General features: G+C 51.2%; 16 protein-coding genes. 3 read left to right on the top strand and 13 right to left on the bottom strand.

From position 1 onward, the window contains the following. Nucleotides 1-112: 112 nt before the first annotated feature. The 6 genes from folP to cysK form a co-directional block, all read right to left on the bottom strand. Nucleotides 113-1,423, bottom strand: a complete 1,311-nt coding sequence (folP, locus tag CCUR_RS01075) for a dihydropteroate synthase (protein WP_012802639.1) — start codon at nt 1,421-1,423, stop codon at nt 113-115. Beyond that, entirely contained in the window at nt 1,420-3,765 is a 2,346-nt protein-coding gene (gene ftsH / locus CCUR_RS01070) for an ATP-dependent zinc metalloprotease FtsH (protein ID WP_083771557.1), read from the bottom strand. Before ftsH ends, folP begins: the two co-directional genes overlap by 4 nt. 79 nt (nt 3,766-3,844) lie before the next feature. Further along, entirely contained in the window at nt 3,845-4,381 is a 537-nt protein-coding gene (gene hpt / locus CCUR_RS01065) for a hypoxanthine phosphoribosyltransferase (protein ID WP_041225174.1), read from the bottom strand. A gap of 238 nt (nt 4,382-4,619) precedes the next feature. Further along, a complete protein-coding gene (locus tag CCUR_RS01060; RefSeq protein ID WP_012802636.1) occupies nt 4,620-5,246 on the bottom strand; it encodes a Maf family protein in 627 nt (208 codons plus the stop codon). Between the two features lie 3 nt (nt 5,247-5,249). Continuing rightward, nucleotides 5,250-6,386 carry a tRNA lysidine(34) synthetase TilS gene (gene tilS, locus CCUR_RS01055; RefSeq protein WP_012802635.1) on the bottom strand — a complete coding sequence of 379 codons (1,137 nt, stop codon included), beginning with the start codon at nt 6,384-6,386 and terminating at the stop codon, nt 5,250-5,252. 9 nt (nt 6,387-6,395) lie between these two features. Then, nucleotides 6,396-7,349: a cysteine synthase A gene (gene cysK / locus CCUR_RS01050; RefSeq protein ID WP_012802634.1), complete on the bottom strand. Its 954-nt coding sequence runs from the start codon at nt 7,347-7,349 to the stop codon at nt 6,396-6,398. A gap of 280 nt (nt 7,350-7,629) precedes the next feature. Between cysK and CCUR_RS01045 the strand changes: the two genes are divergently transcribed. Further along, entirely contained in the window at nt 7,630-8,400 is a 771-nt protein-coding gene (locus CCUR_RS01045; RefSeq protein WP_012802633.1) for a tyrosine-protein phosphatase, read from the top strand. A 25-nt stretch (nt 8,401-8,425) separates the two neighbouring features. Here the strand turns inward: CCUR_RS01045 and rlmD are convergent, their stop codons facing one another. From rlmD to CCUR_RS01015, 6 genes are all read right to left on the bottom strand, one after another. After that, complete coding sequence (gene rlmD, locus CCUR_RS01040) at nt 8,426-10,012, bottom strand: 23S rRNA (uracil(1939)-C(5))-methyltransferase RlmD (RefSeq protein ID WP_245526101.1); 1,587 nt, start codon at nt 10,010-10,012, stop codon at nt 8,426-8,428. Nucleotides 10,013-10,187: 175 nt separating this feature from the next. After that, complete coding sequence (gene nrfD, locus CCUR_RS01035; protein ID WP_012802631.1) at nt 10,188-11,081, bottom strand: NrfD/PsrC family molybdoenzyme membrane anchor subunit; 894 nt, start codon at nt 11,079-11,081, stop codon at nt 10,188-10,190. 6 nt (nt 11,082-11,087) lie between these two features. After that, nucleotides 11,088-11,627, bottom strand: a complete 540-nt coding sequence (locus tag CCUR_RS01030; RefSeq protein ID WP_012802630.1) for a 4Fe-4S dicluster domain-containing protein — start codon at nt 11,625-11,627, stop codon at nt 11,088-11,090. After that, nucleotides 11,627-13,831, bottom strand: coding sequence for a molybdopterin-containing oxidoreductase family protein (locus CCUR_RS01025; protein WP_012802629.1), 2,205 nt, complete (start codon nt 13,829-13,831; stop codon nt 11,627-11,629). Before CCUR_RS01025 ends, CCUR_RS01030 begins: the two co-directional genes overlap by 1 nt. A gap of 18 nt (nt 13,832-13,849) precedes the next feature. Continuing rightward, the gene (locus CCUR_RS01020) at nt 13,850-14,488 is read right to left on the bottom strand and encodes a molecular chaperone TorD family protein (RefSeq protein ID WP_012802628.1); all 639 of its coding nucleotides are present in this window, start codon (nt 14,486-14,488) and stop codon (nt 13,850-13,852) included. 94 nt (nt 14,489-14,582) lie between these two features. Further along, nucleotides 14,583-15,341 carry a 4Fe-4S binding protein gene (locus CCUR_RS01015; RefSeq protein ID WP_012802627.1) on the bottom strand — a complete coding sequence of 253 codons (759 nt, stop codon included), beginning with the start codon at nt 15,339-15,341 and terminating at the stop codon, nt 14,583-14,585. 344 nt (nt 15,342-15,685) lie between these two features. Between CCUR_RS01015 and CCUR_RS01010 the strand changes: the two genes are divergently transcribed. Further along, nucleotides 15,686-17,803, top strand: a complete 2,118-nt coding sequence (locus CCUR_RS01010; RefSeq protein WP_012802626.1) for an aldehyde ferredoxin oxidoreductase — start codon at nt 15,686-15,688, stop codon at nt 17,801-17,803. An 84-nt stretch (nt 17,804-17,887) separates the two neighbouring features. Here the strand turns inward: CCUR_RS01010 and CCUR_RS01005 are convergent, their stop codons facing one another. Further along, nucleotides 17,888-19,513, bottom strand: a complete 1,626-nt coding sequence (locus CCUR_RS01005; RefSeq protein WP_012802625.1) for a helix-turn-helix transcriptional regulator — start codon at nt 19,511-19,513, stop codon at nt 17,888-17,890. Nucleotides 19,514-19,833: 320 nt separating this feature from the next. On the opposite strand from CCUR_RS01005, the gene CCUR_RS01000 reads away from it, so the two are divergent. Then, the gene (locus tag CCUR_RS01000) at nt 19,834-20,910 is read left to right on the top strand and encodes a hypothetical protein (RefSeq protein WP_012802624.1); all 1,077 of its coding nucleotides are present in this window, start codon (nt 19,834-19,836) and stop codon (nt 20,908-20,910) included. Nucleotides 20,911-20,920 lie beyond the last annotated feature (10 nt).

The following is a 20,920-nucleotide window of genomic DNA, read 5'->3' as shown; positions in this document are numbered from 1 at the left end:
CCCGTAGTTTCTTCCGCCATAGAATTACTGCGACTCGATTGCAAAGACGCCATTTTCCTCCTTAGATGCAAAATCGCGCATCATGAATAAGCAAATTTTTCAGATACCCATCCTAGCGAATGCGTACGGCGTGACCAACCTTCACCGCATCGGCCGTAAGGCGCTTTCCATTAGCAAGAATATGAAACGGTGCAAGCTCAAGAAGAGGTTTTACCACGAAATCACGCTCGGCAAGCAGCGGATGTGGCACGGTCAATTCTTCATCGGAAGAAAGGTAGAGCTGATAGTCAAGAATATCAAGATCGCAGGTGCGTGGCCCGTTTTTGACCGTGCGCACACGACCGAGACTATCTTCGATCGCCTGTAAATAATGCAGCAGATCACGCGGTGTAATGCCCGTGCGAATAAGCGCTACCGCATTTACGAAGGTATCCTGATCTTCCAGGTAGGCTGGCTCACTTTCGTAGAAACCTGACACATCGATAAGCTGTGTGTCGGGAATAAGGCATATCTCAGCAATAGCGTGCTCAAGTTGAGCGATTTTGCTCTGTTGGCTTTCTTCAGCACTGCCAACTAATGCTACGTTGCATCCCAGTCCGATGAAAGCATAGGGACGCACATCAGCTAATCGCGCCACCGTTGCAGCCACATTATGAGTACGCACTACGCAAGCACCAAGTTCGCACGCCATAAGTGCTTCTTCAGCGCTCGCTTTGTCGCGATCCTGCGGTACTTCGATGCTGTATAGAGCGCCGATATAACTCTTGCGAGATACGGCGATCATCACCGGATAGCCAGTTCGAACGAACTCTTGAATATTGCGCACGAGTTCAACCGTTTGCTGTGCCGTTTTGCCAAAGCCCGGACCAGGATCGATGCAAATACGCGCACGATCAACACCTGCCGATTCAAGCATATGAGCTTGTGCCAGCAAGTAATCGCGCACTTCAACAACTACGTCATCGTACTGAGGCTCTTGCTGCATGGTGCGCGGCTCGCCACGCATATGCATAACAACCAACCCAGCATCACAGGAAGCTGCCACGCGTACCATTTCTGGGTCGCGGAAGCCCGACACATCATTGATAATGCTTGCTCCCGCATCGACGCACGCAGCAGCCACCGAAGCATGCCGTGTATCGATACTCACGCAGATATCATTGGCTGCCAACGCGCGCACCACGTCAAGCACACGGTGAAGTTCTTCATCTTCCGATACTTCAGCGGCTCCGGGACGTGTCGACTCACCCCCGACATCGATAATGAGTGCTCCTTCATCGCGCATACGGCAAGCAGCAGCAATTGCGTCGTCGAAGCTCGCGTATGATCCCCCATCAGAGAACGAATCGGGTGTCACATTCAAGATACCCATGACAACTGGTACCTGGGTATCGAATGAATAGTTCCCACACTTCCAAATCATCGAGAATCCTCGGCGTCCTCCCCCGACGAATTCGTATTATGCGACGGATTAGCTTCATCAGTACTGTGTATTGATGAAGAATCTACAACCGCTGCAGCGTTTGTATCTAGTGCTGTTGATGGGTTTACTGCACCCGAACCGTTTGCAGACGTCGTTGCAGCCGCTGCACCGTTTTCGTTCGCTGCATTGCCAGTAGCAGGAGCTGACATGGATACAGTCGATGCAGTTGGAGCCGCCGGTGCTGTAGAGACAGGCACTGCCACAGTGGTCGATGCCTCTGCCGAAATGTCGTGCGCTACTGTGGTTGCTGCTGCTTCGCGCTGGGCGCGACCCTCTTCACTCTGCTCGTGAGCAAGGTATTCGGCCCACGTATTATCAAGCAGTGCTTGGCAGGCATCGCCATCAACGGTTTCCCGTTCCAGCAGAACACTTGCCATAAGATCCATCTGGTCTTTATGGACTGAAAGAATCTCGTAAGCAGTATCATGCGCCTGCTTCATAATACGCGCGACCTCGTCGTCAATACGACGCGCCGTTTCTTCGGAATAATCCTGGGTATTGCCATAGTCGCGACCAAGAAATACCTCGTGATTGGGCTGACCGAAAATCTGAGTACCCAATTCCGAACTCATACCGTACTGCGTAACCATTTGACGCGCGATCTTTGTCGCTCGTTCGAGGTCGTTGCTTGCTCCGGTAGTAATGTCTTCGCAGAAAATTTCTTCTGCCACGCGCCCACCAAGGAGCACGGCCAATTCTTGCAGCATTTCACTACGGCTGTTGAGTACCTTATCTTCTTTGGGAATGGACAAGGTATAACCCAAAGCACGTCCACGGCTGACAATTGAAATCTTATGCACAGGGTCAGCCTTCGGCAGCGTGTGACCCACCAGAGCATGACCGCTCTCGTGATAGGCAATTGTGCGCTTCGTATCGTCGTCCATAACGCGACCTTTGCGCTCAGGACCAGCTATAACGCGCTCCATGCTCTCGGTGACTTCCTGCATTGAAATTACCTGCTTGTTGCGACGGGCGGTCAGCAACGCACTTTCATTGAGCAAGTTAGCCAAGTCGGCACCGGTAAATCCAGGCGTGAGCTTAGCGATTTTATCGAGCTCGACATCCTGTGCGATAGGCTTGCCCTTTGCGTGCACCGCCAAAATCTTTTCACGGCCCCGCACATCGGGCACGTCAACGACAATCTGGCGATCAAAACGACCGGGACGCAGCAGGGCTGGGTCAAGCACATCTGAACGATTGGTTGCAGCAATCAGTACAACCGAGCTGTTTGCTTCGAAGCCGTCCATTTCTACTAGCAGCTGATTGAGTGTCTGCTCGCGTTCATCATGACCGCCACCCAAACCAGTACCACGCTGACGACCGACGGCATCAATTTCGTCAATAAAGATAATGGCTGGTGCAGCCTCTTTCGCTTGTTTGAACAAGTCGCGTACACGGCTTGCACCAACACCCACGAACATTTCAACAAAATCGGAACCCGAAATGCTGAAAAAAGGCACGCCCGCTTCGCCAGCCACAGCCCGTGCCAGCAGCGTCTTACCAGTACCCGGAGGTCCCACGAGCAAACAACCGCGCGGAATCTTGGCGCCAATGTCTTGATACTTCTTGGGATTAGCTAAGAAGTCGCGAACCTCTTGCATTTCCTCAACCGCTTCGTCAACACCAGCCACGTCGGAAAAATGCACGTCAGGTCGTTCTTCAGAAGCCATCTTTGCCTTGGTCTTACCAAACGACATCTGAGAATTGTTCGCCTTGCTCATCTGGTAGAACATCCACACAAAGAAGACGGCAAGCAGAATCATCGGCAAATAGGAAAGAACTGCCGACAAAATACCTGACGGAAGCTTTACCTCGTACTGAATACTGGGATGATCGGCCATGAGTTCGCCAAGACTATCCTGACCAACCCAGGTAGCGGTATATTTGCGCGCCTCGCCCAGCGTGGACGATGCAATGTCTTCCGTGCTTACGCCCGCACTAGCAGTATCCGATACCATCTGCTGCGTGCTCAACGCCGCATTCAGCGCTCGAAACGCGGTGTTAAACGCCGAAGCAGCGCCATTACCTGCTGTCGCTGCCGGATAATACGAACCCGAAACAGAATTACTGCCCGCATCAAACGTAACATTGATAACCCGTTCTTCTTTAACGGCCGTCACAAAATCGGACGTAATCAGCGTATCGGTCTTTTGACTCTGACCTGCCTGACCAAGTCCGATGAACTGCGATGCCAAGAACATGAAGATGAGCGCCATCAAGATAGTCCATACGATGGCAGTACGGGGATTGGGTTGTAGGGGTGGTTTTTGCTGTTGTGGCATGAATATGTGTCCTTTTATCGCCAGTCATATCGACAGGCATCGGGGCGCGGAAACGAAAGCGATACGGCAAACAAATGCATTAGCAGTAGACGCTCTTCTTCAGCACGCCAATATACGGCAGATTACGATAACGCTCGGCATAGTCGAGACCATACCCAACAATGAATTCATCGGGGCATTCGAAGCCAACATAGCGGCAATCGATGTCGGCCTGCGCGCGAGTTTTCTTACGCAGCAACGTGGCCACCTCAATGGAGGCCGGGTTGCGCGATTCTAAATTGCGCATGAGATAGCTCAGCGTAAGGCCTGAGTCGAGAATATCTTCAGCAATAAGAACATGCCGTCCTTCCACCGAAGATGAAAGGTCCTTCAAAATACGCACGATACCCGAACTTTTTACTCCATTGCCATACGACGAAATAGCCATGTAATCCATTTCGAGTGGTAACGTAATGTTGCGCACAAGATCGGCCATAAAAATAGCCGCCCCGCGCAAAACCGAAACAACTAGCAAGCTTTCACCCTGATGGTCAGCAGTGATCTGATGTCCCATTTCGCTTACGCGAGCGCGCAAATCATCTTCGGTGAATAATATTTTGTCAATGTCTTCGTGCATTACTTGCACTGCTACCTCTTTCCAGCATAAAAAGCACCGACATGGTGCGTCGACGCGTGAGTCCGAGTGTAGCAAACCGTACCTGCCCAAAAAATACGATACGGTAACGGGTTGCTGTTTCGCACGGTAATTACACGTACGAGCAGGTGGAAAACAGGGAAAGAGATGCCAATCAACTATCAACCAACTATAAAAGCTGCACACGCGAATAGAGCAAACTTCTCTCAGATATTTTCACTTAGGTATCGCTCTCACATAACGCTGGCACAAGATAGAGCAGTGTTTCTACTGGCAAGCCAACAATGTTGCGCCAATCACCTTCCCAGTGCGCCACCAGGCGGGCTCCCTCGCCTTGAATGGCGTAAGATCCGGCCTTGTCATACGCTTCACCGGTGTGTACATAGGTCTTGATATCGTCGTCGGAGAGATCTTTAAACGTCACTTCGCTCACTTCGGAAAACGTTCGACGACCGATCGAAACCTCTCCGTCTGCTGTCGGTTCAAGCATCCACACCGACACGCCAGTAATCACTTGATGAGTGCGTCCCGATAATTTACGCAGCATGCCACACGCTGCCGAAAAGTTTTGTGGCTTGCCGAATATCTGTCCATCAAGAACAACCATAGTATCAGCCCCGATGACAGCTGTTGTATGCGTCAAAGAATCGGCTATGACCTGTTGCACTACCATGGCGGCTTTCCGCTCGGCTACGGTACGTGCTGCGCGAGCTGGATCAGCGCGCAAATCGTCGTCGAGCGATTCGTCAGCGTCGGCTGCCTGCACGCGAAATCGTATCCCGGCTTCACCAAGTAACTGACGGCGCCGGGGCGACGAAGAAGCGAGTACCACCTCTATCTTGCTCATGCTTTATTCCTTTGGTTGTTTGCAAAATTTCGTCGTATCTTTTCGCCTACGTACGCGAAAAGAATTCATTGGCTCGATAAGCAATCCACGCTTATTGGCAGATAACGCAAGATTACCCTGAATGTTGGCAACATATCCACTGCGCGGTCCATCGGGTGAAAAGGCATTGAGCACCGCTTCGACTGCCGCAGATTCCACGCGCGCCTCGGCAGTCAACAGTCGCTGTAATATCTGAAAAGCAACTCGGCGCTGAATTGGTTGCTGATGTTGCGCAAATGAGGGTTTTATCAGGCATGTTTCATCATCACGCCACTGAACATCACTCGTCATAATGTGCTCAGCCATCTCGGCAAGCATGTCGTCTTCATCAGCAATCAAGTTCATGGTGCGACACAACACTTCAAGTACCCGCGGGTTACGTTCAAGCGCTGCAGGCACCATAGTTGTGCGCACATATGCCCGAAACCGATCGGTATGAGCGTTCGTAGCATCCTCACGCCAGAGTGAACCGTCTTTGTCGCGCACGAGAACAACCGACGCATCGTTTTGGGCATCAAGCGCGCGGCGACGCAGATAATCACGCAGATCGTCGCGACTCACGTCTAACAGAGGGCGGACAATGCACCCATTTATATAGCGCATCGACCGAAAGCCTCCTGGCCCACACCCGACAATCGAGCGCATGTAGAAATTCTCCACTCGGTCGTTGCGCGTATGAGCAACAAAGATACGCCCCGATGAAGTTGGAAAATTCAATTGAGCACAAAAGTTTGAAAGTGCTTCTTGAGCTGCAGCGTAGCGTTCACTCCGCGCAACTGCCTCGAGATTTTCCCCCGTCTGTTCAACAAGGGCTGCGATATCAATATCATATTGAAAATAAGGCAACTCCAACGCTTCGGCCAGGTGGCGCACGAACGCTGCATCGCCATCGGAAGCGTCACCACGCAAACAATGATTAACATGCACGAGTGCAAGTGGCCCAACACGGCCTGCCGCCGATAAATCACTTGTCAGATAGGCAAGCGCGGTTGAATCGGAGCCGCCCGACACCATCAACAGCACCGGCTGATCAGGCAGCACCAGCGCACGATCGTCGATCGTTTGCAGAACGCGATCGAGGATAGGAAGAGATTCTACCATAAGCGGATCTTATGCCACCCCGTCGAACAGCGGAGTCGAAAGATAGCGTTCTCCACTGTCAACTGCAAAAGTAACAATTGTCTTGCCACGCGCCGATTCATCATGTTGCACAAGACGCTCGACAGCCGCCAAATTGGCCCCTGATGAAATGCCCACGAGCAGGCCTTCTTCACGCGCAATGCGCCGGGCATAGTCGAGTGCTACCGCCGTGGGCACCGCAATAGCACCAGCAAGAACGGCAAGATCAAGTGTTTCTGGAATAAAATTAGCTCCAATACCCTGAATACCATGCGGACCTGGCGTAATATCTTCGCCCGCAAGTGCTTGAGCAATAATGGCGCTTTCAGCGGGCTCCACCCCAAAGAAACGGGTAGGAGCTTTATGCTGTTGGAAATAATGTGCACAACCCGATATCGTACCACCCGTTCCTACTCCGGCAATAAGAACATCGGGTGCACTCCCCAGTTGCTGTTCTATTTCGGGCGCTGTTGTTACTTCATGTGCCAATGGATTGTCTGGATTGGTGAATTGTCCTACAACCCAGCCACCCTCAATCTGGCTTGCCAACTCGGCTGCTCGGTCGACCGCACCGCGCATCCCTAATGCAGCCGGCGTTAATTCCAATTGAGCACCATACGCAGCAGCCAAAGCTCGACGTTCACGGCTCATCGATTCGGGCATGGTCAACACCACACGATACCCGCGCGCAGCTCCTATCATCGCTATACCGATACCGGTATTTCCGCTTGTCGGCTCAATAAGAACGCTCTTTCCTGGCTCTATTTCGCCGCGTTGCTCGGCACGCTCAATCATACTGCGTGCAGCTCGGTCTTTAATGGAAGCACCAGGGTTGGCCGCTTCATATTTCACCAAAACACGTGCCTGTACCTGCTGTGAAAACCGTTTTAATTCAATAAGCGGGGTCTGTCCCACGGCGCTGATGATTTCGTCCGAGTCAGCCATACTTTTCCCTTCTGTATTATATGTTGCATAGATCGAATTTTTGTCTATTGCCAACTTATATATTTACCAATTCCAATACCTCAGAGGGTACAAACACCTGAATGGCATTCACGCGATATGCCATTTCCTTCTACGCAATATAGCGTCAACTATATTGTGCTGACTCTTGATAATACTGATAATACTCTCACAACATCTAATAGCCTAGATAACTCTGCATTGTCTGTTTCAATCTTTCCACCCCTTGAAAGCGATACAGCAAAGAAACATACTGAATTCCATGATTCAATTTAGCCATATACGTAACCTGCGCGACGTGGGCGGTATGCCTGCCGAGGGTGGAGCGCTCTTGCGCAAACGCAGAATTTACCGCAGCGCTGAGCTATTCGATGCTACCGCCTCCGAATGCATCCGCTTAACTGATCGATTTAACCTCGGTACCGTTATCGACCTGCGTACATCACTCGAGTGCAACCGTCGACCTGACCCCATAATGCCTGGTGTTGAAAGTGTCCATATACCTTTGATGCCAGCAAGTGCACTGGGCATCAGCTTTCAAGACGGCAACCTACGCGAACTGCTTACTGGTACTTGGAACCCTGATACATACGACGTATGTACTATCTATCGATCGATGGTTGATAAGCGCCTTGCCGATAAATGGCAACAACTATTTCGGACGCTTCTTGCCAGTAATGGCAAAGCGGTGCTATTCCACTGCACAAATGGAAAGGACCGCACCGGCGTTGCGGTGTCTATCGTGCTGTTAGCGCTTGGTGTTTCCTACAGTGATGTTATGCACGACTATCTACGCACAAACCGTAGTCTACCGGCACTACAAGCGCGCATACAGGCAAAAATGGCACGGGGCATTAAGCCGGGACTCTCCGACAAAATCGGACCACTTTTAGAAGCACGCCCTGAATATCTCAATGCAGCTCTTGATGCTATCGATGACAACTATGGCGGTATGGCTGGCTTTCTCGAAGATGCGTGCGGTCTTTCCATTGCTGAAGACGATCAACTAAGAGAGCTTTTTATTAGCGCGTAGTGTATTCATTCACAAAGAAATACACCTAAGATTGCGCGAAGAATTCGGCATTCCGCATTAAAAGAGCAACGGTTTCAATGTGGTCGGTGTGCGGGAACATATCGACGGCACGCAGGCGCACAAGATGATAACCCCCGCGTGCAAACAACCGCACATCGCGCTTCTGAGTAGCAGGATTGCACGAAATGTAGACCACGCGTTCGGGCGCAAGCGCACATGCTGCTTCAATAAATTCCGATGTTGATCCAGCACGGGGCGGATCCATCATGAGCACGTCAATGGAGTCGCTTGCTGCAGCACGGTGAAGCAAAAAGTCGGTTGCGTCTTCGCAGAGGAACGTTGCATTAGCAATACCGTTATGCACGGCATTTTGCCGGGCATCCCGGATGGAAGATGAAGCGTTGTCGATACCTATTACCTGGGAGTTTGGCACCTGTGAAGCTGCCACCAAACCAATGGTGCCGGTGCCGCAGTATGCATCCAAAATCGTCAGTGCCTGATGACTACTGGTGCAAGCTGCCATTTCAAGAGCAGTGCGATAGAGTACTTCGGTCTGCACAGCATTGACCTGATAAAACGAATGGGACGATATGCGAAATGAAAGGCCACACAATGTGTCGAGGATAAAGCCTGGGCCATAGAGCACCTGCTCTTCGCCACCGAAAATAGCATTGGTGCTGCGCATATTGACGTTTTGAACCACCGTGGTTATTTCGGGGCAGTGTTTCTTAAGATGCCGCGCAAAGTTTTTACCTGAGGGGAAGACCTTGCCATTCGTAACAAGCGTCACGAGGACTTCGTCACTCTCATGCCCGACGCGTACAATAACATGACGCATGAAGCCAGTACCGGCATCTTCATCGTAAGGGGCAATATCCCATTTACGCATAAGCTGCGCAGTAGCCGCCACAACACGTCGCCCTATAGGGTGCTCGACCGGGCACTTATCCGCCCTGATGAGACGATGAGTGCCCGCCGCATATAAACCATAGCGCATTGAAGACACCGCAGATGAAGTAGACCGCGAACGCGAAAGTGAGTTCACGCTTGTCTTTCGCTGTCGGGCAGCAGTGTCCTGCTGTAAAGTGGCGTCTCCAGATTTGGTATGCCGCACCCTCTTGCCTGTGCGGCTTGATCGCACCGGCGCAAAGGGTGACGCAATTTTATTGCGAAAGCCAAACGGATCTTCCATACCAATAATGGGCTCAAGGGTGCAGCCCGCTTTGATCTCGTCTGCAAACAGCTCGGCAATGAAATACTGCTTTCGCTTTAGCTGATGCGCATAAGGTTCTTCGATATGCGAGCATCCGCCACACTCAGCCGATAACGGACAAACACGCGGATGGGACACGTAATTGTCCGCACGATTCTGTTCGTCAGCTCGAACATGTCCGCTCGACTGCTTTCGATTTCTTGTTTTGATCTGGTCATCTGTTTGAATCTGAGCACTTGCGCGATTCCGATTGCTCGCTTGATTATGTCCGCCCGAGCGCGTCGCGTTACCTGCCCGTTTCTGGCTGCCCGCTCGATTTCGGTCACGAGAACGCATTTTTGTTGTGCGCTTCGCACGCTGCGTATCCTTGGTTGATCGCTTTTTCTTTTGTCTGCTCATATCCCTATTGTGACAGAGCGCAATGGGATGAACACTACCTTTCATCCCATTGCTTGAAAATGCAGATACTATCCGTAGGAGCGTCTTAAATATCTAGGCGACGAGCTGCTAACCACTACAGCAAAGCACGAGGTCACGAACAGCCGCTACAAGCTACCTCATTACTGCAAAGTACTTACATCACTGCGGGAACCACTAACGTGACGGGCAAGGCCGCTACCACAATCATCCAACGCAAAAGGAAGCCCCCAACAAGGACACCGCCTTCACTAACAATACCAAGCGCACGTGAGCCTTGAGCAGACCCCTTCTCCTTAGCGCAGAAGCGCTCATACGTTTCAATGCACGCTGGCCCCACAAGACCAATTGCTATAAAGCCAAGCCAGAATGGCAGCGCAAATTTGCCCGCCAGCAATCCCATAACCGTTGTATGCGCCGTTGCTCCTGCTGTATTAACAATAAACAACATCGCAGCAACCAGTACGAGCTCAACGAGTGGCAACCAATAATGAGCGCCTTTAACCACTGTAAGCCTTTCGGCTTCTTTGGGAGCAGCAATCAGTGTGCCAAACACAACCGAAGCTGCTCCGGTAGAGAGGGCCGACACTAAAAACAGCACGGGTAGAATAGAGTTGTTCCACAGCGGGAAGGTATGCACTACGCCCAATAAACAGCCAGTATAGGCGCCTACAGCAACGCCTGAAACAACACCCACAATATCAAGCCAGCGCGGCACCGCACGTTTTGTTAACTCAAGAATAGCCACCACAAGCGCTACCACTTCAAATACTGCAAGAAAGATAACACCCCAGGTCATAACCGATCCAAGATTATGGAGCAGCAGAGCAAAACGCAAGGGGTTGAACAAGCCTGCTTTGGCATCAGTCATCAGCAGCAGTAAGCCAACGGCAACAACAACCGGGGCAATAAAGCGACCAATCTTGCGCGCAGTATGCGCATCAGGATGCTTCCAGGCCACCAAGGCCGAGGTGATAAATGCACCGCCGCCCAGACCTGCTAAAAACAGGTAGAGCGCAATAGGTACATCCCAAATGGGTTCAAACTGCATTTCTCATCACCTCACGTAATAGACCTTGGACTTCGTCAGGTCACCTGCAATAGGCTGGGCATTAGTCCTGGCGATTTCCTTTGAGATCTCACTTTCAGGATCGTCTAAATCGCCGAATATGCGCGCGCCAGTCAGACATGCTTCAACGCACGAGCACATAGCGGTGCCATCCTTGGCACTGACTGTGCAAAAACGACACTTATCAACCGTCCCTGTTTCTTCGTCACATACACGCACCTGATACGGGCAGGCAGCCATGCAATACTTGCAGCCGATGCAGCGCCCTTCATCCACCGCCACAATGCCATCAGCGCCGATATGAGCTGCGCCGGTTGGACAAACAGCTGCACACGGAGCATCTTCGCAATGCATACATTGCAGTGGTACCGTTTCAAATGAAACCTGAGGAAATACGCCTGATTCTTTTTCTTCAAAGCGAATAAACTGCTGTGCCGGCTTCAAGTCGTTCTGACGCTGGCAAGCACTCACACAGGTATAGCAACCAATACACTTTTTGGTGTTGATGAGCATTCCATACCGAGCCATCACGCACCCACCTTCTTTACTGTGACACATGCCTCATGCGACATAGCCGACCCGTAAGCGGGTTCAATCTGGAATTTGACAAAATCAGCGGGACAGAGGCCTACCCCATCGGCTGTGTGCTGATCTTTGACATTGCGACCATACGCCGATGGCAAGTAGATCGCACTATCAACAATGCGGTTCGTTACATGTGCGCGAATTCGACCCGTGTGCTGGGTGTTAGAAATTTCTATTTCGTCTCCCTCTGACACGCCAAGCGATTCGGCCGTCTTCACACTGATCCACGCGCGCGTGAGATCGTACCGGTGCGTCAAACTCATAAGAAACTCGTTATTTGCTGTCATGGTATGGCTGTGAATGGGCTGCTTGGCCTCGATAAGGCGCAGTTCATTGCCATATGGCATAACCTCTGGTTCGATCCAAGATGGTGCAGCGGTTAAGCCAGCATCGACGCACTTTTGATTAGCAAACATCACCTTGCCCGACGGGGTTCCCCAGGTAAGAACAGCACTTGCCTTAGGAGCAGCCTGCGGCACACCAACGGTACCAATGCGCTTGGCTGCTTCATAGTCCACACCCACCGATGCAAGCTGAGCCTGCGCGAGCTCTTGCACGGTGAATTCAAAGTACTGACCAACACCACACGCCTTGGCTAAGCCGGTGAAAATTTCATCACATGGTTTTGTATTGGGATGCACCACCTCAATGACCTTGCTGCGCAAAGAAACCGAAGGGGTCGATCCACCGTTAAAAGCAGGAACTTCATCGCGTTCCAGATACGACGTGTCAGGTAGCACGTACTGACAGGCCATGGCTGTTTCGCTCATCTGTACATCGATGCATACGGAAAGCGGCAGCGATTCAACCGCTTCGGACAGATACGCCGGATTCGCGTAGCCACCCACCATGTTGCAGTTATAAAAGAACATGCCGGACAATTTACCCTCATGAGCAGCCTTCGCTGCCGCAAGAGCTGATCCCATGTTGGTTCGCGCGAGGGGGTATTCGTCGGCACCGACTTGTTTAACTTCAGGCTTAGGTACGGAAGGAAACTTACCCGCATCAAGTTTGCCAGCAGCAAATTTTGCCGATATCTTCGATCCACCCTTTGCACCATACGTACCCAACAGGGCGTTAAACAACGCAACAGCACGTCCCAATTCACCGGAATTTTTATACTGACAGCCTGATGGCCCCCGCCAGCCGGCCACAATAGAGCAAGCAGGTGCAGCATCAGCCATTTCAAGGGCGAGACGACGGATAGTAACCGCATCAATACCCGTCTTAGAAGCAGCCCATTCGGGGGTGTATTCGCGTACGGTAGCTGCGTACTCTTCAAAGCCTTCGCCGTAAGCTTCAATAAATGCCGTATCGTAGCGCTCTTCAGAAACAATCACGTTACTCATGGCGAGTACCAGCGCTAAATCAGTACCGGGCTTGATGGGCACCCATTCATCAGCAAATCGCTGAGAATTTGAGTAGCGCGGATCGACAATAACGATATGCGCACCAGCATCAAAACCATTTTGCATGGCAGTAATTTGAGCAGGTCGAATGCCATCAGCATAACTGCGCCCAATGAACATCGTCATTTTGGAGTGCGCAATATCGCTCGACCATTCATTTGCGCCAATAGCTAAAAATGCACCGGAGCGGCAAGACAGATTACAGGCAGCCGCATGGGTATAGATATTGGCGGATCCAAGCGCATTCATGAAGCGGCGAGAATAATAGTCGCCCGACGGGCGCGGGTCTTCCACAATAGCAAGAGCAGATGGACCTTTATCGGCAAGAATATCCTTTACTTGCGCGCCAATCTCCTCGAATGCTTCCTCCCAGGTAATCGCCTCGAATTCACCACGCTCATTCTTCTTGAGCGGGTCGGTAAGGCGATCTTTGTCGTAAGCGATGTTGGCATAGGCATAGCCGCGCGCGCAAAGTTTCCCTTTGCCCGTTGGATGCGCTTCATCGCCGATCATTTTATGCAGGCGGCCATCGACAACATAGCCGGCAAACCCACATTTATTCGAGCAGCCGTTACACAATGAGTGCACGACGCTGACCGTGCCATTCTTTTCATCAGCATCATCAGCGTACGCCCGCTCCCAAGCTTCAAAGCCCACATAGCCACTAAGCGCCGCGGCTGAAAGAACCCCCGCGCTTGTGGCCAGAAAGCCACGCCTGGTTAAAGCGTTTTCTGACATGTCATTTCCTCTCGAGTATTACTCGGATATTTCATTATCTTTAACGGCTTGCGCTTCCGCTTCGACGATGGCAAGCACCACGTCAATAAGCGCGCAGTAGAAGCATTTACGCTGGTCACCCATAAGCACAAGCTTCATGCGATAAGTAGCAAGCCAATCGAATCGCTCAGAGACAAAGCGGGCAGCAAGATGCGGGTCGCTGCGGTACAGAAGTGCCGCGAGACCGCATTCCATCGACAGATGATCGGGGTACGACGAAAACTCGTTCGGTACCGTTATACCCAACACATCAATAAGATGAGCCATGTAGGCTGCGGACGGGCCACCATAAGCAACCTCACCCGTACGGGGATCGGGCTTACCATTCAGCGATTCAATCGGCAGCGCACTCGTTGGCAATCCACCAGTAAAGTGCCTTGCCGCAAAATCTGCCTTCTCTGCGAATGAGGGTGGGTTTTTCATGGCATCAATCTCGTGATTGGCAAGGATCTCGTTGAGATCTGCCTCGATGCTTCCACGACCACGTAATTGCTGTTCACACATGGCTAAAAAGCGCGCCCACGATGCATAGCTCGTAAGCTCATCCCAATCCTTTTCTGGATAGGGCGCAAAGCATGCGGCTACCGTTTCAAAGACATCTGCTTTCCGTTCGTTCACTTGGTACCTCCCCTCATCTGCACGTTGGTTGTTGTGTTTTCTTGCTGATAACTGTTGTCTGTTAAACGATTCGAACCATTCGACTGATTAACAACTATGGACGCACAAAATTGCCAGTGAGCTCCACGGTGGATACAACACCCTGCGCAATTGCTTCGTCGGCGATGTCCTGCCAGTCGATAAAGAGAATGGCTCCATTGGGGCATTGCTCAGCACAGCGACCGCACGATATGCATTTGGTTGAGGCGCCCGTCAGTGAACTAACCTGCGGCATATTCCAGGGGCAGGCTTCATGACACATGCCACAGCCGATACATTTTTTTTCGTCAACTACACGAGCACCGGTTTTCGGATCGGCGCCAATTGCATGTACAGGGCAGTTTTTTACGCATTGTGCTTCAGCACACTGCTTGCAGCTGCGGATAGTAAATTCGCAGCTCTTATAAATGCCGTCGGTGGTATCAACACCGCGACCAAACTGGTAACTTTCCCATACCCGCACGCGTGAAGTCTGTTGAGATGCCCAGCCATCGTTGCGCAAGCTACACATAAGCTCGCACCGCTGACAGCCGCTGCATCGACCGCGATCAGTTACGATCATCTTCTGGGGAGTGGTTGAAAGATCGATGCGTCCCGAAGCAATCATTTCCTCGGTCACGCCCCATTTGGCTAACACACCACCGGCCACAAGACCGACAACGCCACACCCACAAAGAGCAAGTACATCGCGACGCGTAATAGGTCGCTTTCCAGCATGTGCGGTTGTTTCTTTATTTCCCGTCGATTCTTTATTCTCCACTGGCAACTCAACGGTCGCCTGGGGAGCATCGCCGCTCAGATGTCCATCTGACATACGCTCCTCCTCCTTTGCTTCCTGCTTTTTGGAAGCTTGAGTCTCGTCTGCAAGACGCCCTCAAACGGGTGTCCCTACTCTCTTGGAGCCCTTCAAACGTATTTCACACGACAAGTAAAGTATGCCGCTTACTAAGCGATGCACATATCCCCAAGAAGGGTAAAAGCACTTACAACCTGCGATTTTTTACGATTACCCTCAAACAGGGGGTGGGCTGTCGCCGACCTCATGCATACTGATACCAATCTCTTCGCATGAACAAGCAGAAAGTATGCGAAGCGGTCTCTCTTGGTCCTGAGGTTTCACACGACCTTTTGCAGACGAGAGATTTGGAGAGATCGAATATGGCCGATCAGAAGTCATTTGGCTGGACCGGTAAGATGCTGCGTGTCAATTTGACCACGCATGCCACCACCACCGAATCCACCGAACCCTACAAGGACTATATCGGCGGTATGGGCCTGGCCAATAAAATTATGTACGATGAAGTGCCCGCCGGCACCGACCCCCTATCGCCGGAGAACAAGATTATCTTTGCCGTGGGGCCTTTTACCGCATCGGGCGTGCCTTTAGCGGGTCGTACCACTATTGCTAGCCTTTCCACCTACACAACAGATCATCTAGTGGTTGATGCCCACTGTGGCGGCATGATTGGTGCACGCATTAAACAAGCTGGTTGGGATGCCATCATCATCGAGGGTGCAAGTGACAAGCCAGTGTATTTAAGCGTGGTCAACGACAAAGTGCAGATCAAAGATGCATCGTTTGTCTGGGGTATGGGCACACGTGATGCCACGAGCGCGCTCGCTCGTGTCGAAGGAACGCGCGCCTGTGTTGCAACCATTGGTCAAGCCGGCGAGAACTTACTGCCCTATTCATGCATTATTAATTCGCGTAACCATAGTGCTGGCGCTGGTGCTGGTGCCGTTATGGGCTCCAAAAAGCTCAAGGCTCTCGTGGTTGAAGGCGATATGCCAGTATACGTAAAAGACCCGAAAGCGGTCGCTGAGCTATCCGATTACATGCTGCGCGAAATTATCGGCTCAAACAATAACCATGTTGTACCTTCGACTCAGCAGGAATGGGCCGAATACTACGACGAAGGATCACGATGGACTGCTGCTAAGGGTTTGAATTGGGAACTCGCCGAAGGTGGTCCCATTGAAACGGGAGAGCCAAAGCCTGGTGAAATTAACACAGTAGGTTACCGCTGCATGAAATCAACCAAAGACCTTGGTCCTGCTGCTGCCAAGTACACCATCAAGATGAATGGCTGCCACAGTTGTCCAATCCACTGCTACAGCGACCTGCGTAATCAGGCTTCCGAAGACGCAGAAGGATTCGAGATTGCCGGCAACACCTGTGTGCCGAACTTTCCTTGGCTGTATATGGAAGGCATCTTGAAAACAGGCATCAGCCAAAAAGAAGATCCTGACAACTATATTACCTGGAATAACGTCATTGGCACGGTGGTAGACGACTTGGGTCTATGGTGCAACTATGCCCAGCTGTACCGCGATATTGCACACTGCATTAAAGATGGAGTCTTCCAGCGCGTATTACCTGCTGAAGAGTATGCACTCTTTGACTGGAGCAAGTTCAACAAAGAAACCCAGGATGCTTCAGTGATGGCGCAAATCCTGCGCCACATCGCCAAAAACGACAACGAGATGTCATATGTTGCCCATGGACCGATCGTATGGACTAAACGCTGGAACGACGAAAGCTGGTTCGACACCAAAGCAAGCCAGCTTATCAACTACCGCGGTTGGCCAGTACATCATGCCAACGAGTGCTTCGCTCAGGTTGGTCTACTGTACAACATGATCTTCAATCGCGACGACATGATTCATTCGGCCGTGAACTTCCAAGGATGTGGACTGCCGATGGACATCAAGCGACAGATCGCAGCCGAAGTATGGGGCGGCGAAGATGCTATCGATGCGAATAAGAATTACACCCCTATGAACGAGCACAAGGCCAAGTTTGCCTGGTGGAGTATTGTGACCGACGTTTTACATGATTCACTGACACTATGCAACTGGGTATGGCCTATGACGATGAGCCCCACGAAATCACGCGACTACCGCGGCGATTTGGATCTCGAAGCTAAGTTCTATAAGGCTGTCACCGGTATTGAAGTGACTACCGACGACCTGTATAAAGCCGGCGAAAAGATCACGACGCTGCAGCGCTGCAATACCATGCGCGGCATGGGCACTGATGACTTCCGTGGCGTGCATGACACGGTAACCGAATGGCCCTTTACTATGGATCCCGACAAGCAACCATTCACTGAAGGTACCATCAAGATGGAAAAGAGCGACTGGCAAACCGCTTTAACCATGATGTACGAATGCTTTGGTTGGGATACTCAAAAGGGCTGCCCAACAGCAGAATATCTTGAAGAAAACGGTATGACTGATATTGAAGATGACCTCAAAGCACACGGATTGCTCTAGGGTTGTTTACCTTACGCAGGCACATCGTTAGACAGGTGGGCTGGTTTGCAGAGATGCAGGCCAGCTCATTTGTTTATACACCCGTTACATGCCATCGTTAGCATATCGTTGAAGGTAATCGAGAACCTCTTGGCGCGAATGGAGCCCTGTCTTGGAATAAATACGCTTGATGTGAGCATGCACAGTGCCTGGAGAAATAAACAACTCTTCAGCAACACGCTGCTGAGTATGACCCATCGCATAGAACGCCAGCACTTCCACTTCTCTTTCGGAAAGTAAGAACTGCTCGCCGACTTTTTGAGCATTGCTCTTCATGGCAGCAAACCGCAGATCCTCGAGAGATTCAGGAACTTGATCGTTATCGATGCCCATAAATCGGTTAATAAATGACCGCTCGCTGCGTTCCTTGCGTAAATGAGATTGACGATACAAGTCGATGTATTGAACAAATGAAACCTCAGCTGAAATCACCAATCCCAATGCCATAATCCCCAGCATAAGCGTTTCACTTACGCCCGCCTGAGCGATAAATCCTTCAGCTGTTCGTGCGATAGCACGCGGCAGTAAAAATGCAGTAAATCCGCCGATCGCGTAATAGTATGCGTCGCGCCAACCGTAGCTCATAAACGATACGATCGCATACCACATGAAAGCTACCATCAGCGCATTGAGTGCGGTGGTCACAACCGCACCAAGCTGCAAGTCGGACGGCGCGGCTGCATAGGCAACAATAGCCACTACCGCCATCATACGCAAGACCACCCAAATATCAACGGCCATCAGGCGTTCCCAACCCACTAGGCCGCCGACAATAAACCCTATACAGATTAACTCGATAACCACGAGTACACCCACCCGTGATGCCAGTGAAAAGGGAATCGGCATGCCATCGGGATATCCACGCAACAGACCGATAACCAGCGCCATAAAGGCGATACCCACACCCATGATGACTAAAAATCTGCTGTTTGAAACATTCTGCTGCACAAACATCTGGAATACCCCGCGTCGACCGGATGGCTCGATGTCGTACGCACGCTCATGTCGCCGCATGACAGCCGTTAAGGGGAAACACGCAGCAGTTGCAAGCAGCGCCACAGCAAAATCGACCTGATACGGAAGGAGCGCACAGGGAAAGATAATAAGCTCACTGACGGCAAGAGCAGAAAACACGAGTACTACAATCGTCTTCATCGATGAGCCTCGAATAAAACGCAGCCAGAATGACATGAGCGCAATACCACAGATGGTGTTTACGGCATGCAATGCAAGGCCCATTGCTAACGCTGCATTACCCACCAGATAGGCACCGACCATAGCCGTTAAGACCACCAGCTGCACAATAACCATAGCGAAGAACAGACGCAGCACCTGGCGTTTTTCTATCCGTTTGTTGCGTGCAACCATCATGACAAGCGCTATCAGCAACACAAATAGAGCAACGATCGTTGCTCCATCAGTGTAGAGCCCTTCGTCCGTTGCAGCATAGCTGCCATAGCTGCCGATGATGATACTGCAGCGTGCACAGGCTAAACCAAGAACAGTCGCCCAAAACCCTCGATACGTTTGTAATCCTTGAGCAACAGCATCGCGCAAAGCAGGATGCTGGGGCGCGCTCGCTGCCTCGGCGGCTTCGTTCTGCCTGATCGTTTTACTGTTTTGTGTATAAAGTTTCTCGTCCTGGCTCATCGCTGTTCGGTTTTCCCGCATGCACCTCTCCTCGTCACGCATAGTGGAACCGACTAACTAATATAAAGCGATCTCATAACTGATATGTTACAAGACCGCATCCATAAACGACACTTCTTCCAAAAAGAGCCACGGATATCTTTGCTACAGCCGTATAAGCCCAGCCAGGTAGTACCGCTGAGATCACTGTGCCCATAACCCTGCTATTACTGTAACCACATAAACCCAGCCAGATATCGCTCCTACAGTCGGGTAAAATCCAGTTGACTGTCTTTTACCCCTAAATAGGAGTGGTCAAAGTGGCCTATTCGCGCACAATATCAGCTAACGAGGAGAAGCATATGAATCAGAACAGTAGAATAAGTAGCGCCCCACGTGATGTGCTCGATGGGCCTTCAGAAGCGCTTTCGGGTGCAAATAGCGAAGAGTTTTCAGAAGTAAACGGTGCGGAACCTTTGAGAGCAACGGAAACCTCTGAAGCATCCCATCAGGTAGAGCAAACTCGCCAAATGGGAGTAGATTGTCAGATGGAAGTATCCCAGCAGGCAGAAATAGACCATCTGGCAGAAGAAGGGACTCAACAGCGGGAAGCAGATCGCCAGGGGGACGTCGATCACCAGATGGCGACAGCTTATCAAACAGAAGAAAACCACCTAGACATCGAAGCTGAAGCACTCCAACGAGTATTCGACGATATTCGAGCGGAATCAGCCAATAGCCAACTGGTGCTTCCTCAGAGATGGTCTGATCAGGACTTTATTCCCGATCACTTAACCAGCCAGGAGTTTATCGACCTCGTATACAGCGTGCTTGAGGGCAACCACAGGCAGCAGATGCCTGATGCCGATAACGACACCAACACAGTTGAAATATCTGAAGCAGATGGCGCCACCCCGGCAACTGAAACACAAACAGCAGATGAAACCGTACATATAGCTGAAACACAAAGCCCCTTCAGCGAAGAGGGTACAGCAGAGGTAGCATCACCTCGTACGGTTCTTGATGCAATTGCTGCAGGAACTATCACGATTCCCACCGATGATATTACCTCGCTTGAGGGCCGAGATACCATGTATCTCTATTCGACCGACCACATGACCGATACCTATGCTCACTGGGCCTTTCTTGCCGCCGAAGATGATCGTGTTGCCACCTTTGTTGATATCGTTCGCGAAGAATCGCGCATCTATCCCCGGCCAATGGTGTATCGCGCACTCGCAAACCCGCCCTTCAACCTCAGCGAAGACGACGTGCTTGATGTGTGGAAGACCATTCAGGAAACCGATTCATACCCTGATATCGAATCATGCGAAGCAAGCAACGGTGACGTGTACTTTTTCTCGACCACCTATCTCAGCCGTGCTTATGCCGAATCTCTCGCTGAATACAACTCGGTTGAACGGTTCCTATGCCCTTAAGCATGTTTCT

This window comes from Cryptobacterium curtum DSM 15641 (assembly GCF_000023845.1).
In the GTDB taxonomy this organism is placed as follows: Bacteria; Actinomycetota; Coriobacteriia; order Coriobacteriales; family Eggerthellaceae; genus Cryptobacterium; species Cryptobacterium curtum.
The sequence above is the reverse complement of the archived record's forward strand: the minus strand, read 5'-3'. Positions and strand labels throughout refer to the sequence as shown.